Source organism: Paraburkholderia sp. BL9I2N2, assembly GCF_004339745.1.
Lineage (GTDB): Bacteria > Pseudomonadota > Gammaproteobacteria > Burkholderiales > Burkholderiaceae > Paraburkholderia.
Genome location: NZ_SMGP01000001.1, coordinates 1,828,955 through 1,847,691, shown reverse-complemented (window position 1 = coordinate 1,847,691; position 18,737 = coordinate 1,828,955). Strand labels below are relative to the sequence as shown.

Genomic DNA, 18,737 nt, shown 5'->3' with positions numbered 1-18,737 from the left:
AGCGCCATCCGGAGTCGCTCGTGCGCGGCAAACCTGGAGACACGCCATGACTTCCTCATGGCCCTCCTCCATCAGCCAACGGCCCAGCGTCGGCACTGACACAGCAATGCGTTTGCGATAGGACAAGGCACCGACGCATCGCTGTGCGACCGCGAACCGTTACTGTTTCATAAGCTTCACGATGGTCAGCGTGCCATCTACGTTTTCAACGCGAACCTTGACCTTCTCGCCCGCCTTGGCCTGTTTGACCATCGCCGCATCCTTGGCCTTGTACGCCATGGTCATCGCCGACATGCCGATGTTCTTCAGCTCGCCGTGCTGAAGCGTCACCATGCCGGTGGACGGATCCACCTTTTTGATGACGGCATCGGTGAGCGCTGCGTTGTTCGGTGTCCCGGCATCCATCGCGCCGTTGGCCATTTTCATGCCGGCCATGTCGTCCGCCGCTATCGCCGCGCCGGCGAGCGTAAGACCGGTGCAGAACGCAGCCGTCAAAGTGATCAACTTCTTCATTGGTTTTCTCCAGAGTGAGTTTGCGGCACAAGCGTGCCAGTGGGTGCTACGTGGGATTGCAGCGCTTCTTGCGTGGTGGCTTTCATGCGCGCAACGCGGCGGCGTTGCAGCAACAGCCAGGCGGCGGGAATGATGAGCATGGACAGGAGCGGCGCGGTCACCATGCCGCCAACCATCGGCGCGGCGATGCGCTGCATGACTTCGGAGCCGGAGCCGTGGCCCAGCATGATCGGAATGAGGCCCGCCAGGACAACCGCGACCGTCATCGCCTTGGGCCGCACACGCAATACCGCGCCTTCGCGGATGGCGTCGACCAGGGTCGCCTCGGTAAAGGGCTCGCCCGCGTCGAGGCGATGGTTAAGCGCGCCCTTCAGGTAAAGCAGCATCACGACACCGAATTCAGCCGCCACGCCCGACAACGCGATGAATCCCACCGCCGTCGCAACGGACACCGCGTGCCCGAGAAGCCAGATCAACCAGAACCCGCCGACCAGCGCAAATGGCACCGTCGACATCAGCAACAAGGCATCGGCCGCCGAGTTGAACGTCAGGAACAGCAGTACAAAAATGACCGCGAGCGTTACCGGAATCACCGTTCGCAGCTTCGCGGCCGCCCGCTCCAGATACTCGAACTGACCCGACCAGGCGATCGAATAGCCGGGCGGCAGGACAACATGCCGCGCAACCGCGACCTGCATCGCTTTCACCGCCGATTGCAAATCCGTATCGCGAATGTCGACGTAGACGTAGCCTGATAGCCGGGCGTTCTCGCTACGGATCATTGGCGGTCCATCCGAAATCCTGATCGTCGCCACATCGCCCAGCGTGATCTGCGCGCCGCGATCCGTGACGACCGGCAACTGGCGCAGGTTTTCGACTGAGTCCCTGATCTCCCGCGGATAGCGGATGTTGATCGGAAAGCGTTCACGGCCCGCGATCACCTCGCCGACGTTATCGCCGCCCACCGCAGTCGACACGATGGACTGGATGTCCGTCACGGACAGTCCATAGCGGGCGGCCGCGAGCCGGTCGATATCGACGTCGATGTAATGACCGCCGTTCAGGCGTTCGGCCAACGCCGACGTGACGCCCGGCACGTTCTTCAGGTCGGACTCGACCTGCGTGGCGATCTTGTCGATCTGCCCCAGGTCCGCGCCGGAGATTTTCACTCCGACGGGCGTCTTGATCCCGGTCGACAGCATGTCCAGGCGATTGCGAATCGGCGGCACCCAAACATTCGACAGCCCCGGAATCTTCACCCGCGCGTCGAGTTCATCCACCAGCTTCTCGGGTGTCATCCCAGGCCGCCATTCGCTGCGCGGCTTGAACTGGATAGTGGTCTCGAACATCTCGAACGGCGCGGGATCGGTCGCCGTGTCGGCGCGTCCCGATTTGCCGAATACGCTTTTCACTTCGGGAACCGTCTTGATGAGGCGATCCGTCTGCTGGAGAAGCTCGGCGGCTTTGTCCGCGGAGATGCCGGGCAACGCGGTCGGCATGTAAAGCAGATCCCCTTCGTCGAGCGGCGGCATGAATTCGCCGCCGAGCCGCGACACGGGAATCAACGTGATGGCAAGCGCCAGCACTGCCAGCCCGATCGCGATCCACGGCCGGCGCAACGTCGCTTCGAGCACGGGACGATAAAGCCGGATCAACACACGGTTGATCGGATTGGCGTTCTCATGCGGAATCCGGCCACGGATCAGATAGCCCATCAGCACGGGCACGAGCGTGACGGACAAGCCGGCGGCAGCGGCAATGGTGTAGGTCTTTGTGAACGCCAACGGCGCAAACAGCTTCCCTTCCTGGCCTTCGAGCGAGAACACCGGAATGAACGACAGCGTGATGATCAGCAGCGAAAAGAACAGCGCCGGGCCGACTTCGGCGGCCGACTGTGCGATCAACTCCCACCGCCGGGCAGTCGTGATCGGCGTATCGGGGTGCGTGTGGTCGTACGCCTCGAGATGTTTGTGGGCGTTCTCGATCATCACGATCGCTGCGTCGATCATCGCGCCAATCGCGATCGCAATGCCGCCCAATGACATCAGGTTCGCGTTGACGCCCTGGTAGCGCATCACGATAAACGCGGTCAACACGCCGAGCGGCAGCGACAGGATCGCAACGAACGCGCTACGCAGGTGGAACAGGAACACCGCGCAGACCAGGCCGACGATGATGAACTCCTCGATGAGCTTGTCCCTGAGGTTGTCGACCGCGCGCTCGATGAGCTGCGAGCGGTCATAGGTCGTCACGATCTCGACGCCCGGCGGCAGAGACTGCTTCAGGCCGGCGAGCCTGGCCTTGACCGCGTCGATGGTCGTCAGCGCATTCTTGCCTGAGCGCATCACGATCACACCGCCGGCCACTTCGCCTTCACCGTTCAGTTCGGCAATGCCGCGGCGCATTTCAGGTCCGATCTGAATGCGTGCGACGTCGCCAAGCAAGACGGGAGTTCCAGTGCTGTTCGTGCGCAGCACGATGTGGCGGAAATCGTCGAGCGAGCGCAGATATCCCGACGATCTGACCATGTACTCGGACTCGGCCAGTTCGACCACGGAACCACCGGATTCCTGGTTCGCCTTGCCGATGGCATCCGCGACGCTAGCCTGCGTGATGCCGTAGGCGCGCAGCTTGTCCGGATCCAGAACGACCTGGTATTGCCGCACCATGCCGCCGATGCTGGCGACCTCCGAAACGTCCGGTACCGATTTCAACTCGAACTTCAGAAACCAGTCGTTCAAGGCGCGAAGCTGGCCAAGGTCGTGTTTGCCCGTGCGGTCGACCAGTGCGTATTCGTAGACCCAGCCAACGCCCGTGGCATCGGGCCCGAGTGAGACAGTCGCGCCCTGCGGCAAACGGCTCTGCACCTGATTGAGGTATTCGAGCACGCGCGAGCGGGCCCAATACGGGTCCGTCCTGTCATCGAATAGCACGTAGACGAACGCGTCCCCGAACGACGAATAGGCGCGGATGGTGGTGGCGCCCGGCACCCCCAGCAGGGTCGTCGTGAGCGGATACGTCACCTGGTCTTCGACGACTTGCGGCGCCTTGCCGGGATACGATGCCTTGATGATGACCTGCGTGTCGGACAGATCCGGCAGTGCGTCGACCGGCGTTTGAGTCAGCGAATAAACGCCCCATGCGGTGACGAGCACTGTCGCGAGCAGCACGAGGAACCGGTTGTAAATCGACCAGCGAATGACGCGTGCAATCATTTCGCGCCTCCGGCCGGTTCGACCTGCGTCAACTGGTAGCCGTCGTCGGACGGCTTGAAAACGAAATGCACGGACTCGCCGACCTTGACGTCCGGAAAGGCCGTCGGAGACGGCTTGCCGAAGGTCATGGTCATCGCACCCCAGCCTAGCGCCGGCACGGGTTGATGTGAGAACGTGATGTCGCTGCTGGTGACTTTTTCGACCCTGCCGGTCGTTTCGTAGGTTTGCGCGGCAGCGGGCGCGGAGGCAGGAGCAGGAGCAGGAGCGGAAGTCGAGGCCGACGCCGCCGGTGCCGCGCTTCCTTCGAGTTTCGGCAGCACGGACCTCAGGCTTGCTTCGGAGTCGATCAGGAACTGGCCCGACGCGACGACCTGTTGGCCTTCGGTCAGCCCGCTCGTGACCTCGGTGCCGTCGCCGCTATCGTGGCCGATCACAACCTGGACAGGCTGCAACCGGCCATCGCTATTCCTGACAATGACGATCGAGCGCTTGCCGGTCGTGATGACCGCTTCGGACGGCACAAGCAGCCGCGAGACCGGTTTCGCTCCACTGACCCGTGCGCGCATCAGCATCCCGGGGGTCAGCTTCAGTCCTGCGTTGTCGATTTCGAGGCGCGCCTGCAGCGTCCGGCTGTCCGGACTGATGCCCGGCAGGATTTCACGGATGTGGCCGCTAAAGTGTTGCGAAGCGTCGCCGGCGAACGTCGCGTCGACCATCATGCCGGGCCGCACCTGCAATGCGAGCGACTCGGGTATCTCAACGATCAGCCACAGCTTCGACAGCCCCGCGATCTTGGCGAGCGTTTGTCCAGGCGACACCATCGCACCATCGCGAACATTCAGTTCCGTCAGCACGCCGGCTTGCTGGGCGAATAGCGTGACATGGGTCTGCGCTTTTCCGGTTCGCTCGAGGCTGGCAATCAGCCCGTCCGGAATCGACAGCGCCCGCATGCGTGCACGTGCGGCGGCAAGCAGTCCGGCATCCATGCCCCCGCGTTTGAGCGCCAGATACTCTTCCTGAGGCGCCAACCAGTCGGGCACGAAGAGCGACGCAATCGGCACCCCCTTCGCGACACGTTGCATCGGCGCGCTCGCGTACAGGTGATCGATATAACCCGTCACCCGCGACTGGATGACATCGGCCATCGACTCATCGAACTGGGTGGTTCCGATCGCATCGAAACTTTCAGAGGCGTCCTGCCGGACCACCGTCGCGTATCGGATGCCGAGATTCTGTTGCAGCGTCGAGTCGACCTTGATACCGCTGGAACTCCCTTCGTCCGCGAAGACGGGCTGAAGCTCCATGTTCATGAAGGGTGATTTGCCGGGCTTGTCGAAGTGCTGGTTCGGCACCATCGGATCGTGCCAATAGAGCACGTTGCGGCCAGTTTTCGGGTCGATCTTGTCTCCGGCTGCGGATGGAGTCGCGGCTGTGGCTGACGCCGTGGGCGTACTTGTTGCGGCACGATGACTGCCGGTCACATAGCCGGCGCCTACAAGCGCAGCGGCAGTGAACACTGCCGCCACGGCGCGAACGATCAGTTTCTGGTTCATGTTTTTCTCTTTACTGGGCGGAGGTCAGGTCGGGCGGCAAAACCTGGTATTCGAGCTGCGCCCAGACGAGGGAAACGTCCCGTTCAAGGTTCAACACCTGAAGGTCCGCTTCGAGCTGTGTGTGTCTCGCGTCCAACGCATCGGAGAGCGTGCCGGTACCCGACCGGTACGCGGCATTGGCCAGTTGCACTTTTTGTTCGGCCGCGGGAAGAACGGTTTGTCTGGCGTTGGCCAGACGCCCCCGCCCACTGGCGAGCTTTGCCGTCAGACTCTGGATATCCGCGACCACCTGCCGCTCGGTGTCTTCATAAACGAGCCGCGCCTGCGTGCCCATTTCGGACTTTTGCTCGACGTCGCGGTCTTCGACGTTCCCGCGATGGATCGGCAAAGGGATGGAAACACCGACCGACACATAGTCCGGGAACTTGCCACCGCTCTTGAAGTAGGTCAGCCCCCAGGTCCAGTTCGGGCTTCGGTTGCTTCGGGTAACGTCCGTGTCGGCATCGGCCAGCGAAATGGCTGCGCGGGCCGCGATCAACGAAGGCTGAACCTGAGCAAGCTGCTCGACGCTCAAACCCGATACGTGTGACTGGAGTGCCGGCGGCGTGCCGCCCACTTCGAGCACATTGCCCGCTCCCGTCCAGCGCGACAGCGTGATCAACGCGGTCCTCTCGTCCTGCTGGGCGCTGATCAGTTCATCACGCGCATTGCCAAGCGTCAGGCTCGCCTGGGCGACATCGATCGCCGCCCCTTTTGCGCCACGGTACGACGCCTGTTTTGCGGCGAGCTCCTGGCTCAGATGGTCGACCAGCGCCTGACTCAGCGCGACGGCCTTCTTTGCGTAGATGGCATTGAGCCAGGCCATCGCCACTTGCTGACGAACCTCCGCGACCTTTTCGAGGTACGTCGATTTGTCGCGCTCCACGGCACGATCGGCCAGCGTTGTTTGCAGCCGGCGCTTTGCGGGAGAAACCCACTCCTGCTGGATGCCGATGCCACGCATCGTGAAATTGTCCTGGCCGATCGTGAAGGCATTGGGTCCATTGACAGGCAGGTCCTGGACACTCAGATTCAACGTGGGATTGGGCAATTGCCCGGCTTTGACAACCACGTCCGAACTTCCCCGAACCGAGGCTTGCGCAGCCTGGATCGAGGACGAGCGACTAGTGGCTATTTGAAGTGCCTCGTCGAGCGTCAAGCCCGCGTCTTGGGCATGCGCCGCGCGGCCAGCCAGCAGGCCGAACGCAAGGAAGACGGCGCACGAGCTAGCCCAGGCGCGCCGGGATGCCGGCGTGCCGATGATGGAAAGCATGGTCTAACCTCGAATGGTCGAGCCGTGTGTAGCCGCGCGAGCGGACACACGCACTCACATCCCGAAACGGGACGACATCACCGCGTAAAAGCGGCGAACCAGAACGATGGAGTTAGAGGGACTGCGGTGGACGCCAGAGGCCATCCGGCTCGCGGATGGAGAGCGACTGTGCGTAGTGGAAGCTGACGGGAACAAACGACCCGGCGGGTCGAGTCACGGTGGGAGAAGAAACGGGGTGATAGAGGCTGCCCATCTGACACTGGGCGCTCACCTTGCACAGCGATATCTTCGACTTGGCGTGTTCACTGGACATGGGGCTTGCCGAATCGCAGCCGGGCATATCAGCCGACATGGCGGCGGTGTCGCCGGTCATGGCGGATTCCATGGGACACGCTCCAGTCGTGCCGCTTGCTGCCAGCCCACTGAGGGGCAGCATCACACACAGCAGCAAGACGAGAAGTGTCCGCAGGATTTTCATCGCCGCAAGTATAGCGCAGCCATCGGCATTGTCACGCTGTCAAAGGCGTACGCGTAAGAAGCGCGTGAATCAACACGAAGTTGCTTAGAACATATCCGCAGCCGCTTGACGCTCCGTGCCCTTCCCTCTGGTTTCCGACTCGACCCGGGACGGAATGAACGGCCCGGTGATCATATTCGCGTAGCTTTGCCCTGGTCCGACCATCGGAAAGACATCGGCATTCTCGTCGACCATCACTTCGAGGAAAGCCGGTCCGTCGAATTCTATGAAGGCCCTGAGTTGGCCTTCGAGTTCGCTGATTGCGTCAACGCGACTGGCAAACTCAAACCCGTCGGCCCGAGCTGCCATGACGAAATCCTTGCGATGAAGCGACTTGTCGCTCACGCACAAGCGCCCCTCGTAAAAGAGACGCTGCCATTGCCGGATCATCCCGTCACCAAGATTGTTGAGCAGCAGTACTTTGACAGGCACGCCGTAGGTGGTTGCCGTCTCCAGGTCGCCAATATTCATGCGGATGCTGCCGTCACCATCGATGTCGATGACAAGCGCATCCGGTCGCGCCAGTTGAGCGCCGATCGCCGCGGGCAGCCCGAAACCCATGGTCCCCATACTGCCCGAAGTCAGGAAGCTGCGCGGTTCGACGAAGTCGAAAAATTGCGCAGCCCACATCTGATGCTGACCGACGCCTGTGGTGACGATGGCTCGCCCGCCGGTAATTTCACTGAGCTTTTCGACTACGAACTGTGGCTGAATTGCCGGGCTATTGCGGTCGTAGTTCATACCGTAGACCCGTTTCAGTTCCTTGATTCGGTCCAGCCAGTCCAATGGCGGTTGCTCGACTGGACCATGCTTCATCAGTGACAGCAAGGTATCCTTCGCGTCGCCTACGTGCGTCCAGTTCGCCCGTTTCACCTTGTTGATTTCCGCCTCGTCGATGTCGATGTGCGCAACATACCGCGCTCTGGGTGCGAATGCGTCGGGGCGGCCACCGGCAACCCGGTCATCGAATCGGGCGCCCACCGCGATCAGGAAGTCACAATCTTCCACCGCGTAGTTCGCACAGGCCGCGCCGTGCATGCCCAGCATGCCGAGCCCCAGTTCGTGTTTCACGGATATCGCGCCGAGACCCATCAATGTGGTCACCACGGGGATCCCGAAGCGCTGTGCAAACTGGCGCAACTCTGCCGTTGCGCCGGCCGTGATAATGCCGCCGCCGGCATACAGCAACGGTCGTTTGCTGCGCGCCAGCAGATCGAAGAATTCGGTGCGCTTGTCCTCTTCGAGGCGAGCGCCTTTTGCCACCATGCGAAGACGGTCAGAGTAGCCTCGAAACTCCAGCGTACCGTGCCCGTGATAGACGCCGCTCCAGTTCTGGATGTCCTTGGGCACATCCACGACAACCGGGCCTGGACGGCCGGTGCGAGCGACTTCGAATGCGGTCCGCAGCGTCTGCTCCAGCTTTGCCGGGTCGGTCACCAGAAACACCTGCTTTGCGCACGCCGACATGATGTTGAAAACGGGCGCTTCCTGGAAAGCATCGGTGCCGATCATGGCACGAGGCACCTGTCCGCATATGAGGACGACAGGGATCGAATCGCCGTTGCAGTCGGCGATCGGCGTCACCGCGTTCGTCGCCCCAGGGCCTGACGTCACCATGAATACGCCGACCTTGCCGCTCGCGCGCGCATAACCCGCGGCCATGAAGCCGGCGGCCTGTTCATTGGCGGGTACGACGAGTTTGATCTGGCGCTCGGGAGTTCGCGCGTGCATTTCGTTGAAACGAAAGACGGCATCGTACGTCGGCAAAATTGCGCCGCCGCTATAGCCGAATACGGTATCGACACCCTGTTCGCTGAGCACGCGCAGGATGATGTCGGCACCCGACATCGATTCGCCGGCAGCCGGCGGTTTCAGGAGAGCGTTTAAAGCAGCGTTTGGGTTTTGGGTCATGGCTGACTCGCATGGAAACGGACGCTGACAACATCAGCGGCCAAAATCTAAGGACGATTTCTCTTCCAACTCGAGAACAGCGTATGTTCCTTACCAGCTCATGGGCGATTGCTCCAACGGGTTCTCCGTACGAAGCGCAGCCCATCCAGCACTTTTTTGATGTGCGTCTGGAAGAATCGTGAGAAACGGTTTTATTTATTCTGACAATGATTGAGGCTGCGCACACGCATAAAAGCGCTTGTATATGGGCCAAGATAGATCGCATTTGAGCCATTGCGATGACACGCCGTTCGCAGATCATTTTCGGTAGCATGCGAACGGTCGCCGCTCGGGCCGCTTATCCACGTCCCGAGCGACTGAAGGTCCGCGCGCGGTATCACCGCGAGATGCACAAGCCATTATTGCGCGAACGCACTTGAGATAAGCGCAGCCTGTCTCGCCGCATGTACCGCGTGATAACCGGGCGCGGTCGACGCGGAAGCCGCCGGCCCCGCATACTGCAATTGCGCGGCCGAAGGCAGGATCTCACGCAACTGCGGTTCGACGAAGCTCCATGCCCCCTGGTTGCGCGACTCCTCCTGACACCAGACCACGGTCTTCAGATTCGGATAGCGCGCAAACTCCGCGGCGAGTTGCCTGGACGGAAACGGATACAGCTGTTCGACGCGGATGAGCGGCGTATCGTCAACACCCGACGTGCGGCGCTGTTCGAGCAGGTCGAAGTAGACCTTGCCCGAAGACACGATGACGCGCTCCACATTCGACACCCGCGACGACTCGACCTGCGTGTCCACCAGGATCTCGCGGAACGCACCCGTGGCCAGCTCGTCGAGCGTGCTGACCGCTTCCGGATGACGCAACAGCGACTTGGGCGTCATCACGACGAGCGGCCGGCGATCGAATACAGCCGCTTGCATCCGCAGCAAATGGAACAGTTGCGCGGGCGTGGTCGGTTGGGTGACCCGCATGTTGTCCTGCGCGCAAAGCTGCAGATATCGCTCGAGTCTCGCCGACGCGTGTTCCGGTCCCTGCCCGTCCTGCCCGTGCGGCAGGAACAGGGTCAAGCCGCTGAGTTGCCCCCACTTTGCGGCGCCCGCTGCGATGAACTGATCGATCACAACCTGCGCACCATTCGCGAAGTCCCCGAACTGCGCCTCCCACACGACGAGCGCATTGCGGTTGACCGTCGAGTAGCCATACTCGAAGGCCAGCACGGCCGCCTCCGACAGAATGGAGTTCGTCACCGTAAATCGGCCGCTTGCGCCGTCGATATGATCGAGCGGGATGTACACGCCCTCCGTCCTGCTCGTGCGTGTCTGATTGTGCACAACGGCGTGGCGGTGATTGAACGTGCCCCTCGCGCTGTCCTGCCCGCTCAAGCGGACATCGATCCCGGCGCCGAGCAACGAAGCGAACGCCAGGTGCTCGCCCATGCCCCAATCGACCGGTTTTCTCCCCGCGGCCATCTCGCGGCGCGCGGCGATCATCTTGCCGACCAGCGGATGGATTTCATATCCGTCCGGGATGGTCGAGATCTGCTGCGCCAACGCGCGCACCTGCGCGGGCAACGGAGGACCATACTGGACCGGGCCGGCATAGTCCTCGAGAAACTTCGGCCATGTGGGTATTTCGTCTGGCTGTACAGATACGCCGGGCGCTTCGGCTTTTCGCGCGTGTTCGAGACTGCCTCGATGTGCATCGAGGGTGTCCTTGACCTGCTCCGGCGTCACTACGCCTTCCTTGATCAACTGTTGCGCGTACACGGTCCTCACGCCAGGGTGGCTGGTAATCGCGCGGTACATGAGCGGCTGCGTGATGGCGGGCGTGTCCTGCTCCTGATGCCCGTGCTTGCGGAAACAGACAAGATCGATCACCACGCTGCGCCTGAACGCCGTGCGATAGTCGAGCGCGAGGCGCACCGCCATGGCCACCGCTTCCGGGTCGTCGGCGTTGACGTGCAAAACCGGCGCCTCGATCATCTTCGCGATGTCCGTGCAGTAGAACGACGAGCGTGTATCGCGCGGATCCGAAGTCGTAAAGCCGATCTGATTGTTGACGACCACGTGGACCGTTCCGCCCGTGCCGTGTCCTCGGGTGTACGTCAGGCTCAACGTCTCCATCACGACGCCTTGCCCGGACATCGCCGCGTCACCGTGAATCTCGACGGGCAACACGTCGCTTCCGTCGCCCGTGCCCGAGGTCTCGCCTTTGGCGCGCGCCATGCCTTGCACGACCGGGTTGACGATTTCCAGGTGCGAGGGATTGAATGCAAGCACGACATCGACAGGCCCGTCGGCCGTCTGCGTGACACCGCTATAGCCCTTGTGGTACTTGACGTCGCCGGCCGGCAGAGGGTCGCCGCTCTTGCCCTCGAACTCGTCGAAGAGCGCGCGCAAAGGCTTGCCGACAATGTTCACCAGCACATTCAGACGCCCGCGATGCGCCATGCCCATCACCACCGTGCCGACCTTCTTCGATGCGCCATAGCGAACCAGTTCGTCCAGCAACACGATCAACGATTCGCCGCCTTCCAGCGAGAAGCGTTTTTGCCCGACATAGCGCGTGTGCAGGTACTTCTCCAGTCCTTCAGCAGCCGTCAGGCGTTCGAGGAACCGTTTTTTCTCCGCTACCGAAAACGAAGGCCTCGCGCGTGTCGACTCGAGTTGCATTTGCCACCAACGCCGCTCGCCGGCATCGCTCAGGTGCATGAATTCGGCGCCGAGTGTGCCGCAATAGGTCTGTTCGAGCGCCGCGACGATCTCGCGCAGCGTTGCGTCTTCGTCGAAAAGAAACGTGTCGGCCGTGCTGAATCGCGTGGACATGTCTGCCGCCGACAAGCCGTAGAACGCCGGCGTGAGTTCGACGGAGGCCTGCGGCGGAGTCCACAGCAGCGGGTCGAGTTTCGCCTTGCGCGTGCCGACCATGCGGAACGCGGCAATCAACGACTGCACCGCCACCTGCTTTCTGGCGATTGCGAGTCCGTCATCGAGCGTCGTCTCCGTGGCGCGCGAGCGCTTGCCCAGCTCGACGAAGGTGGAAACGACAGGCGCATGCTGTTCGTCATCGCGGTCGCTGCCGTCGATGGCGGGGGTTTCGCGCAACGCATCGAAATACGCGCGCCACTCATCCGCGACCGATGCCGGGTCAGCCAGGTAGAGTTCGTACTGCTCCTCGACATAGGGGGCGTTTCCCCCGAACAGGAAAGAGCTTTGAATTTTTTCCATCAGCATGATGAATCTGTCCTCGATTCGCGTCCGGTCTGAACTTCGACCGTGACATGGGTTGAGGCGGCTGTAGCCTCATCGTGGCCAGTCCGGCGTGCAACCAGGGGCTAAGGACGGACGACCATTTCGCCGACGACAGATTCTCTGGTGCGCCCGAGCTTTAAGATCCCAGCCGCATTGATGAGATAAAGCATAGGTAGTCGGTACGGCAACCGTGCGCATCGTTGGCGCCGCCGCGGGCCAATAGAGGTGAGATTTGGGCCACGTAGCCCGTGTTGCCCCGCGCGTCGGCTGCGAACAGGGTCATGAGGGGCGCCGCAATGAACCGCGCTCTCCTGACTCCGCCCTTGCGACGGCCAACGAACGGGTCTGCGTGCCGCTTTACCAGTATTTCCCGGCTTGCATACCCGCACTTCGTGTAATAAGTGATTTTCGGCGCGACGCATTTATCCCGTGGCGCTTCGCTCTTATAGTGGGTCCAGCGGACATGAAGTCCGGCAACGAGGAACGAGGGTCACGACATGAAAGTCGCCATTGTTGTATTCGATGATGTGCAGGCGCTGGATGTTGCGGGCCCTCTGGACGTATTCGCGGAAGCCAACACATTTCTCCCTGAACACCAGAAGTATGAGGTGTTTCTGCTGGGTAACGAGGCCGGCACCGTGTCGTGCTCGAACGGGATGCAACTCGCGATTCCCTATAGCTATGCGGACTTCGACACGCCATTCGACTTGCTGCTGGTCGCAGGCGGACCGCGGTTGCCCAATGCCGAGCCGCGGCCCGAGTTTCTGAATTGGTTGCAAGATCAGGCGCGCGGCGCAACCCGCTTCGGTTCCGTTTGCAACGGTGCATTCGTGCTCGCGCACGCCGGGCTGCTCGACGGCAAGGACGTGACGACCCACTGGGCAGACGCGGATCGCCTCGCTGACGAGTTCCCTCAGGCACGCGTGCAGCCAGACCGGATCTTCATCCGCGACGGACGCCTTTTTACCTCTGCCGGCGTGACGGCGGGCATAGACCTGTGTCTTTCGCTGGTCGCGGAAGACTGGGGGCACGAACTGGCGGTGCGGGTTGCGAAACGCCTGGTGGTCTACATCCAGCGAGAAGGCGGACAGTCTCAATACAGTCCTTACGTCGGAGTACGGAAGGACCAGGATCCGATCGTCGGCAAGGTGCTCCGGTACGTGACCGAGCACATTACCGATGCGTTATCGATCGAACAGCTTGCCAGCGCTGTTTCAGTCAGCCGCCGTACGTTCTCGAGGCTATTCGCGAAGTATGCCAAGGTGACGCCGTCCGCGTTTGTCGAGCAGGTTCGCGTGGACACCGCGAGGAAGCTGCTTGAGGAGACCGATGCGCCTCTGAAGACCGTGGCGTTCAATTGTGGCTTTCATAGCGCCACGCATATGCGAACCACTTTCTTCCGACGGCTCAACGTTACGCCCAGACAGTATCGCCAACGATTCCGCGGCACGGTAGGCAAGCAGCAGTGGGCATCTGGCGAGGTCGAGGAGCAAGTCGAAACAGCAGAACTGGAAACTGTCGATTAGCTCTCGGGTCTACCCAGGTTGGGCTGGCAAGAATCGGAACACATTTGACCTGAAATCGACGCTCTTGCCGCTTGTCCGTCGTGGCGGCGTGGTTCAAACTGCGCTCGTGGTGTCGTCGAGGTAGCCTGTTGTTGCCACTCGGCGCCTCGAATGTACATCTTGAATAGGCCTACACCCATCCGTGACTCGCTCCGATTCACTTCAATCTCTTCCTGATCTGCTTGAGCCGGGTTTATCCGTTGTATTTTGCGGCATCAATCCGGGCGTCCGCGCGGCGTCGAGCGGCCGCCACTTTGCCGGCAGAGGCAACCGGTTCTGGCGGACCGTTCATCTGGCGGGTTTTACTCCCGAACAGCTTGGTCCCGAAGACGACCACACGCTCCTGCAGTATGGTTGTGGTCTCACCACGGTGGTCTCGCGTCCGACCGCACGAGCGGATCAGCTATCGCAGTGGGAATTCAAAGCGGCCGCGACGGAGTTCGAACGGAAGATTGAAGGATATGCGCCGCGATGCGTCGCCTTCCTCGGAAAGATGGCGCTCAGCGCAATGTCGGGCAGCCGCGACATTCAGTGGGGACTCCAACCGGCCACATTCGGCGGCGCTCGCGCATGGGTGCTGCCCAATCCGAGCGGTCTGAACCGGACATTCAGCCTCGATGCGCTGGTGACCGCCTATCGGGAACTTCGTCTTGCAGTCGCGCCGGCCGGTTCGGCTTGAGCTTAAAGAATTCGCCGTGTGGACTAGCCGGCACGATCCGACTTGCCCCATCAGCATGCCCTATTTGACCGGACTCAAGATTCCAGAGGTCCCATTCATCGTCACCGCGGTTTCCATGTGTTGAAGATGCACGTTTCTGCGCAACGTCTCGGTGACGAACTCCACGAAGGCTCGAATCTTACCGCTTGCGCCCCGCCGCTCCACATGCAGCAAGTTGACCGGCGTCGACTCGGGCTCGAATGCCGTCAAGATTGGCAGCAACGTTCCATTGAGTACCTCGGACGCCCCCTGGTAGGAAAACAATTGCGTTATTCCCACGCGGTCGACGGCTGCCATAACGGCCGCCGGCGCCAGGTTGACGATCATTCGTGGCTGAACGCGGACCGACAGCCTCAAGCCGTTTTCATAAAACGTCCATTCGAGAGGATTCGTCACTCCCGTGAGGGACACGCAGTGATGATCGGCAAGCTCCCTGGGATGAATGGGTTCTCCATGCGCCACTAGATAAGCCGGGGCCGCATAGGTTCGACGCCGTACAAAACCCAACGGAATGGCATATATCGAAGAATCCCCCAGATGGCCTATCCGGATGGCAATATCCACGCCCTCCTCCAGAAGTCGCGTGGTGCGATCGACATACACCGCGTTGATGCTGACGTCCGGATAACGCTGGGCATACGCATCGATTAGCGGAGCGATGAATCGCTGGCCAAACAGCACCGGAGCAGAAATGGTCAGTGTGCCTACCGGGTTGTCCTGGCAAGCCGCGACATCGGCTTCTGCGTCCGTGACGGCATCCAACACCTTGCGGCAGGCATCGAGGTACGACATGCCTGCCTCTGTCGGTCGGACTGAACGGGTTGTTCGCGCCAGCAGTTGCGCGCCCAAGCGGGCTTCGAGCGAGTTGAGCGCCCGCGAGACCGCAGGCGCCGACATTCCGAGTTTCTCCGACGCGCTGGTAAAACTGCCTCGGTCGACGATGGCTACGAAAACCTCCATCTCACGTAATCTGTCCATCTTGATTCCAACTTGAATGTGTTTTCAGCCTGCCAATAGATCACGCCCTCCTCACGGGGACGCGGCGTCATCAGGCGCCAGGAAGATGCGGCAATAGTAAGCGTCATGTCCTGCATGGTGACGCTCTCTTTCCGCGGCTGACTCGAAGAAGACCACGAATGGCCGATTTCGCGCTCTTTCAACGAGCAAAGGAAGTGGCCTTCGCGATATCCCATCTCAGTGGGATTTTGTTTGTTAGCCAAACGGAAAATGACCGTTTCCGGATCGGCGCTTCGCCTCTGTGATCCGTGATGAGCCAGCCTGGCAAAATTCGCGCATGGAATGGCCCAATACGCGGCCTGATGAGGCTTCAAGAAGCCCTCTCCATCTCCGACAATCAAATGACCCATCGCGCGACGGTCACATGGTGATGAACCGACTGCATCGCTGCGGTTACCTGTCCCGCCACATGACCAGGCATCCTCAACCAGACGAAGGAATCCATGTTTTCTGCAATGCTCGAAGTCAATCCGCTATCCGAACAATTCGACGCCTATCTCGGCATGGCCAAGATGCTGCGCCCGGAGCTCGAAGCGATCGATGGTTTCGTCGACAATACCCGCTACGCAAGTCTGACACGCGAGGGATGGCTGCTTTCGCTATCGAGCTGGCGCGATGAGAAGTCGCTGATACGCTGGCGAGTGACGACGAACCATCACAAGGTGCAGCAGGCGGCGCGCGATCGCGTTTTTGCCAACTACCGCTTGCGCATTGGCCAGACCGTCGCGGATACGTGCGTACCTGCCGGGCAGACGTTGATCGAGCAACGCCTCGACACCACCGAAACGGGAGCAGGCAAGGCGATAACGCTACTCGATGCCACGTACGCACCGGATTGGGTCAAGCTGGTGCGCGCGGACGCGGTTGCGCAATCGCTGGGACTCGATACGAAGGCGCCCGGTCTCGTCGCCTGGGACGCATTCGACGCGCTGATGACACCCGGCGACGTCATCGCGGTGGCAACGTGGGAAGACCTCGCGGCCGCTGAAGCCTTCGAGCGCAATACGACGCTGCCGAAGTTCGTGCGCCTGCGGCACATCCGCGTTGTCCGGGAGTACGGAATGTTCGATCGCCGCGAGGCGCCTCAATACTTCGCCGAAGCGCAGCCCAAGGCGTAAGCCGGACGCCGCGCGAATTCGGCATTTCTGAAACGAGGCGGCGGCCAGTGGCGCAATGGTATGCCGCTTCCGCATTCGCGCGATTCATCTACGGTTACCCTCGGCCGCTACAAAAAGATGGCTGCTCTCGCCGCCCCGTGTCCGTGAAATTTGTTCTGTTGACCGAATGGAAAAGATTCATTGCCGGCGGTTCGCACCTTGTCCCGGGAGCGACAATGACATTGGCCAGATTCGCGCACGAAATGGCCAGATACGCAACATGTGTCAGCTTTAAGAAAGTCGGGCCGCCTCCTAGAATTCATAAACCCATCGCGCGGCGGCAACACGGTAGCGAGCCGGCTGGATCTTCGCGAACACCGGGCATGGCAGGAAGATTTTCCGACGGAATGCCCCATTAAACACTGGTAGCCGGACCCCTATGAACACCGCCAACCCATCGATAACTGGAACAGGAGATGCGAAGCTCGCGCCATCGTCGACGCCGGTCTCTGTGCCCCAGACAGGGACTCCTGTGCAGCGGGCGCCCACCGAAGCCGAGTTGCCCTTGCGCCTCGCTATCGGCCTGATCGGAATGCTGCTGGCGTCGCTGCTGGCCATACTGAACGAACAGGTCACCGCGGTGGCGCTCGCTGATATCCGCGGCGCGTTCTCGATCGGACGAGACGATGGAACCTGGCTGACCGCGCTCTTCGAGGCGACGAACGTGGCCACGATGGTATTCGCGCCGTGGTTCGGCGTGACTTTCACGCTGAAGCGATTCACGATCGGCGCGGTGCTGGCCGTGATGTTGCTTGGATTTCTGTGTCCCTTCGCGCCGAACCTGCTGGCGCTCTATGTGTTGCGTGCGCTGCAGGGCGTCGCAGGCGGATGTCTGCCGCCGATGCTGATCATCGTCGCGCTGCGTTACCTGCCCCCGAGGGTCAAGTTATATGGACTCGCGGGCTACGCACTCACCGCGACCTTCGGACCGGCGCTCGGCACGCCGCTCGCCGCGTTGTGGACCGAATATGTCGGCTGGCAAATGGCCTTCTGGCAAATCGTGCCGCTTGGCCTCGTGAGCTGCGTGGCGATCTACAAGGGGCTTCCAGCCGATCCAACCAGACTCGAACGGTTCCGTTCATTCAACTGGACCGGATTCCTGCTCGGCTATCCCGCCATCGCCATGCTCGTCATCGGCCTGCTGCAGGGCGATCGGCTTGACTGGCTGAATTCGACGTTTATCTCCACGATGTTTTGCGGCGGGACGCTGTTGTTCGTGGCATTCCTTGTCAACGAGTGGTTTCATCCGCTGCCGTTTTTCAAACTGCAACTGCTTGCCCGCCGGAACTTCGCGCACGGGCTTCTCACACTGGTCGGCGCAGTGATCCTGCTGGTGGGCGTCGCCGCCATACCCGGCCAGTATCTCGCGCAGATTCACGGCTACCGGCCGCTGCAAACCGCGCCGCTGTCGTTGCTCGTCGCCATTCCGCTACTGATTGCGCTGCCCGCGACCGCCGCGCTGCTCAATCTCCGGCAGGTCGACCACCGCTGGGTCATGGCCATTGGACTTTGCCTGATCGCCACCACGTGCTTTCTGGGGAGCTTCATGACCTCCGAGTGGATTCGCGAGAACTTTTACTGGCTTCAGTCGCTGGAGATCGTTGCTCAGCCCATGGTGATCATGGGCATCCTGATGGGCGTCACGACCGGCCTGCCCCCAACGGAAGGTCCGTTTGCCTCGGCCATGTTCAACACACTCAAAACATTTACCGGCGCAGCGGCAACCGGTCTCATCGATGGGCTCGGTACGGCACGCGAGCATTTCCATTCGAGCATGCTGGTGGACCACCTGGGCAACAACGCGCTGGTCACGAGCCAGAGCATCGATGCGGCTCACAGCATCGGCGAACTCGCGCACCGGATTCACGAGCAGGCCGTCGTGCTGACATCGGCGGATCTCTATCGCGTGATGGCGGGTATCGCCGTCGCCTTCCTTTTCGTTATTCCGGTGTTACCCGTGCGCGTTTATCCGCCCTGGAGCACAACGCCGCCCTCTTCCCGCTAAGTGCCG

At 61.4% G+C, this 18,737-nt stretch carries 13 protein-coding genes; 4 read left to right on the top strand and 9 right to left on the bottom strand.

Going from position 1 to position 18,737, the window contains the following annotated elements:
* Positions 1 to 159: 159 nt before the first annotated feature.
* The 7 genes from B0G74_RS08620 to B0G74_RS08590 all read right to left on the bottom strand — a co-directional run bounded on the left by B0G74_RS08620 (position 160) and on the right by B0G74_RS08590 (position 12,251).
* Positions 160 to 513, bottom strand: coding sequence for a copper-binding protein (locus B0G74_RS08620; protein WP_132374408.1), 354 nt, complete (start codon positions 511 to 513; stop codon positions 160 to 162).
* Positions 510 to 3,728 (bottom strand): efflux RND transporter permease subunit, encoded by a 3,219-nt coding sequence (locus B0G74_RS08615; protein WP_132374407.1) that lies wholly within the window; start codon positions 3,726 to 3,728, stop codon positions 510 to 512. The genes B0G74_RS08620 and B0G74_RS08615 overlap by 4 nt, the downstream gene beginning before the upstream one ends.
* Entirely contained in the window at positions 3,725 to 5,281 is a 1,557-nt protein-coding gene (locus B0G74_RS08610) for an efflux RND transporter periplasmic adaptor subunit (protein ID WP_132374406.1), read from the bottom strand. Before B0G74_RS08610 ends, B0G74_RS08615 begins: the two co-directional genes overlap by 4 nt.
* Before the next feature lie 10 nt (positions 5,282 to 5,291).
* Positions 5,292 to 6,593, bottom strand: a complete 1,302-nt coding sequence (locus tag B0G74_RS08605; protein WP_132374405.1) for a TolC family protein — start codon at positions 6,591 to 6,593, stop codon at positions 5,292 to 5,294.
* A 112-nt stretch (positions 6,594 to 6,705) separates the two neighbouring features.
* A complete protein-coding gene (locus B0G74_RS08600) occupies positions 6,706 to 7,071 on the bottom strand; it encodes a hypothetical protein (protein WP_132374404.1) in 366 nt (121 codons plus the stop codon).
* A gap of 84 nt (positions 7,072 to 7,155) precedes the next feature.
* On the bottom strand, positions 7,156 to 8,958 hold the full coding sequence (ilvB, locus tag B0G74_RS08595; protein WP_132376889.1) for a biosynthetic-type acetolactate synthase large subunit: 1,803 nt from the start codon (positions 8,956 to 8,958) through the stop codon (positions 7,156 to 7,158).
* Positions 8,959 to 9,419: 461 nt separating this feature from the next.
* Complete coding sequence (locus tag B0G74_RS08590; protein WP_165923838.1) at positions 9,420 to 12,251, bottom strand: 2-oxoglutarate dehydrogenase E1 component; 2,832 nt, start codon at positions 12,249 to 12,251, stop codon at positions 9,420 to 9,422.
* Between the two features lie 515 nt (positions 12,252 to 12,766).
* On the opposite strand from B0G74_RS08590, the gene B0G74_RS08585 reads away from it, so the two are divergent.
* Together B0G74_RS08585 and mug are read left to right on the top strand one after the other, a co-directional pair.
* Positions 12,767 to 13,795 (top strand): GlxA family transcriptional regulator, encoded by a 1,029-nt coding sequence (locus B0G74_RS08585; RefSeq protein WP_132374402.1) that lies wholly within the window; start codon positions 12,767 to 12,769, stop codon positions 13,793 to 13,795.
* A gap of 181 nt (positions 13,796 to 13,976) precedes the next feature.
* The gene (gene mug / locus B0G74_RS08580) at positions 13,977 to 14,513 is read left to right on the top strand and encodes a G/U mismatch-specific DNA glycosylase (protein ID WP_132374401.1); all 537 of its coding nucleotides are present in this window, start codon (positions 13,977 to 13,979) and stop codon (positions 14,511 to 14,513) included.
* 60 nt (positions 14,514 to 14,573) lie between these two features.
* Here the strand turns inward: mug and B0G74_RS08575 are convergent, their stop codons facing one another.
* Positions 14,574 to 15,530 carry a LysR family transcriptional regulator gene (locus B0G74_RS08575; RefSeq protein WP_132374400.1) on the bottom strand — a complete coding sequence of 319 codons (957 nt, stop codon included), beginning with the start codon at positions 15,528 to 15,530 and terminating at the stop codon, positions 14,574 to 14,576.
* Positions 15,497 to 15,883, bottom strand: coding sequence for a hypothetical protein (locus tag B0G74_RS08570; RefSeq protein WP_132374399.1), 387 nt, complete (start codon positions 15,881 to 15,883; stop codon positions 15,497 to 15,499). The genes B0G74_RS08575 and B0G74_RS08570 overlap by 34 nt, the downstream gene beginning before the upstream one ends.
* Positions 15,884 to 16,012: 129 nt before the next feature.
* Here B0G74_RS08570 and B0G74_RS08565 point away from each other — a divergent pair, with 129 nt between their 5' ends.
* Entirely contained in the window at positions 16,013 to 16,687 is a 675-nt protein-coding gene (locus B0G74_RS08565; protein ID WP_132374398.1) for an antibiotic biosynthesis monooxygenase, read from the top strand.
* Between the two features lie 418 nt (positions 16,688 to 17,105).
* Positions 17,106 to 18,731, top strand: coding sequence for an MFS transporter (locus tag B0G74_RS08560; RefSeq protein ID WP_132374397.1), 1,626 nt, complete (start codon positions 17,106 to 17,108; stop codon positions 18,729 to 18,731).
* Positions 18,732 to 18,737 lie beyond the last annotated feature (6 nt).

Bases quoted from the DNA above. Each gene is read 5' to 3' on its own strand.
- B0G74_RS08620 (WP_132374408.1), bottom strand. From the start codon at position 513: ATGAAGAAGTTGATCACTTTGACGGCTGCGTTCTGCACCGGTCTTACG.
- B0G74_RS08615 (WP_132374407.1), bottom strand. From the start codon at position 3,728: ATGATTGCACGCGTCATTCGCTGGTCGATTTACAACCGGTTCCTCGTG.
- B0G74_RS08610 (WP_132374406.1), bottom strand. From the start codon at position 5,281: ATGAACCAGAAACTGATCGTTCGCGCCGTGGCGGCAGTGTTCACTGCC.
- B0G74_RS08605 (WP_132374405.1), bottom strand. From the start codon at position 6,593: ATGCTTTCCATCATCGGCACGCCGGCATCCCGGCGCGCCTGGGCTAGC.
- B0G74_RS08600 (WP_132374404.1), bottom strand. From the start codon at position 7,071: ATGAAAATCCTGCGGACACTTCTCGTCTTGCTGCTGTGTGTGATGCTG.
- ilvB (WP_132376889.1), bottom strand. From the start codon at position 8,958: ATGTCGGGTGCCGACATCATCCTGCGCGTGCTCAGCGAACAGGGTGTC.
- B0G74_RS08590 (WP_165923838.1), bottom strand. From the start codon at position 12,251: ATGCTGATGGAAAAAATTCAAAGCTCTTTCCTGTTCGGGGGAAACGCC.
- B0G74_RS08585 (WP_132374402.1), top strand. From the start codon at position 12,767: ATGAAAGTCGCCATTGTTGTATTCGATGATGTGCAGGCGCTGGATGTT.
- B0G74_RS08575 (WP_132374400.1), bottom strand. From the start codon at position 15,530: ATGGACAGATTACGTGAGATGGAGGTTTTCGTAGCCATCGTCGACCGA.
- B0G74_RS08565 (WP_132374398.1), top strand. From the start codon at position 16,013: ATGTTTTCTGCAATGCTCGAAGTCAATCCGCTATCCGAACAATTCGAC.
- B0G74_RS08560 (WP_132374397.1), top strand. From the start codon at position 17,106: ATGAACACCGCCAACCCATCGATAACTGGAACAGGAGATGCGAAGCTC.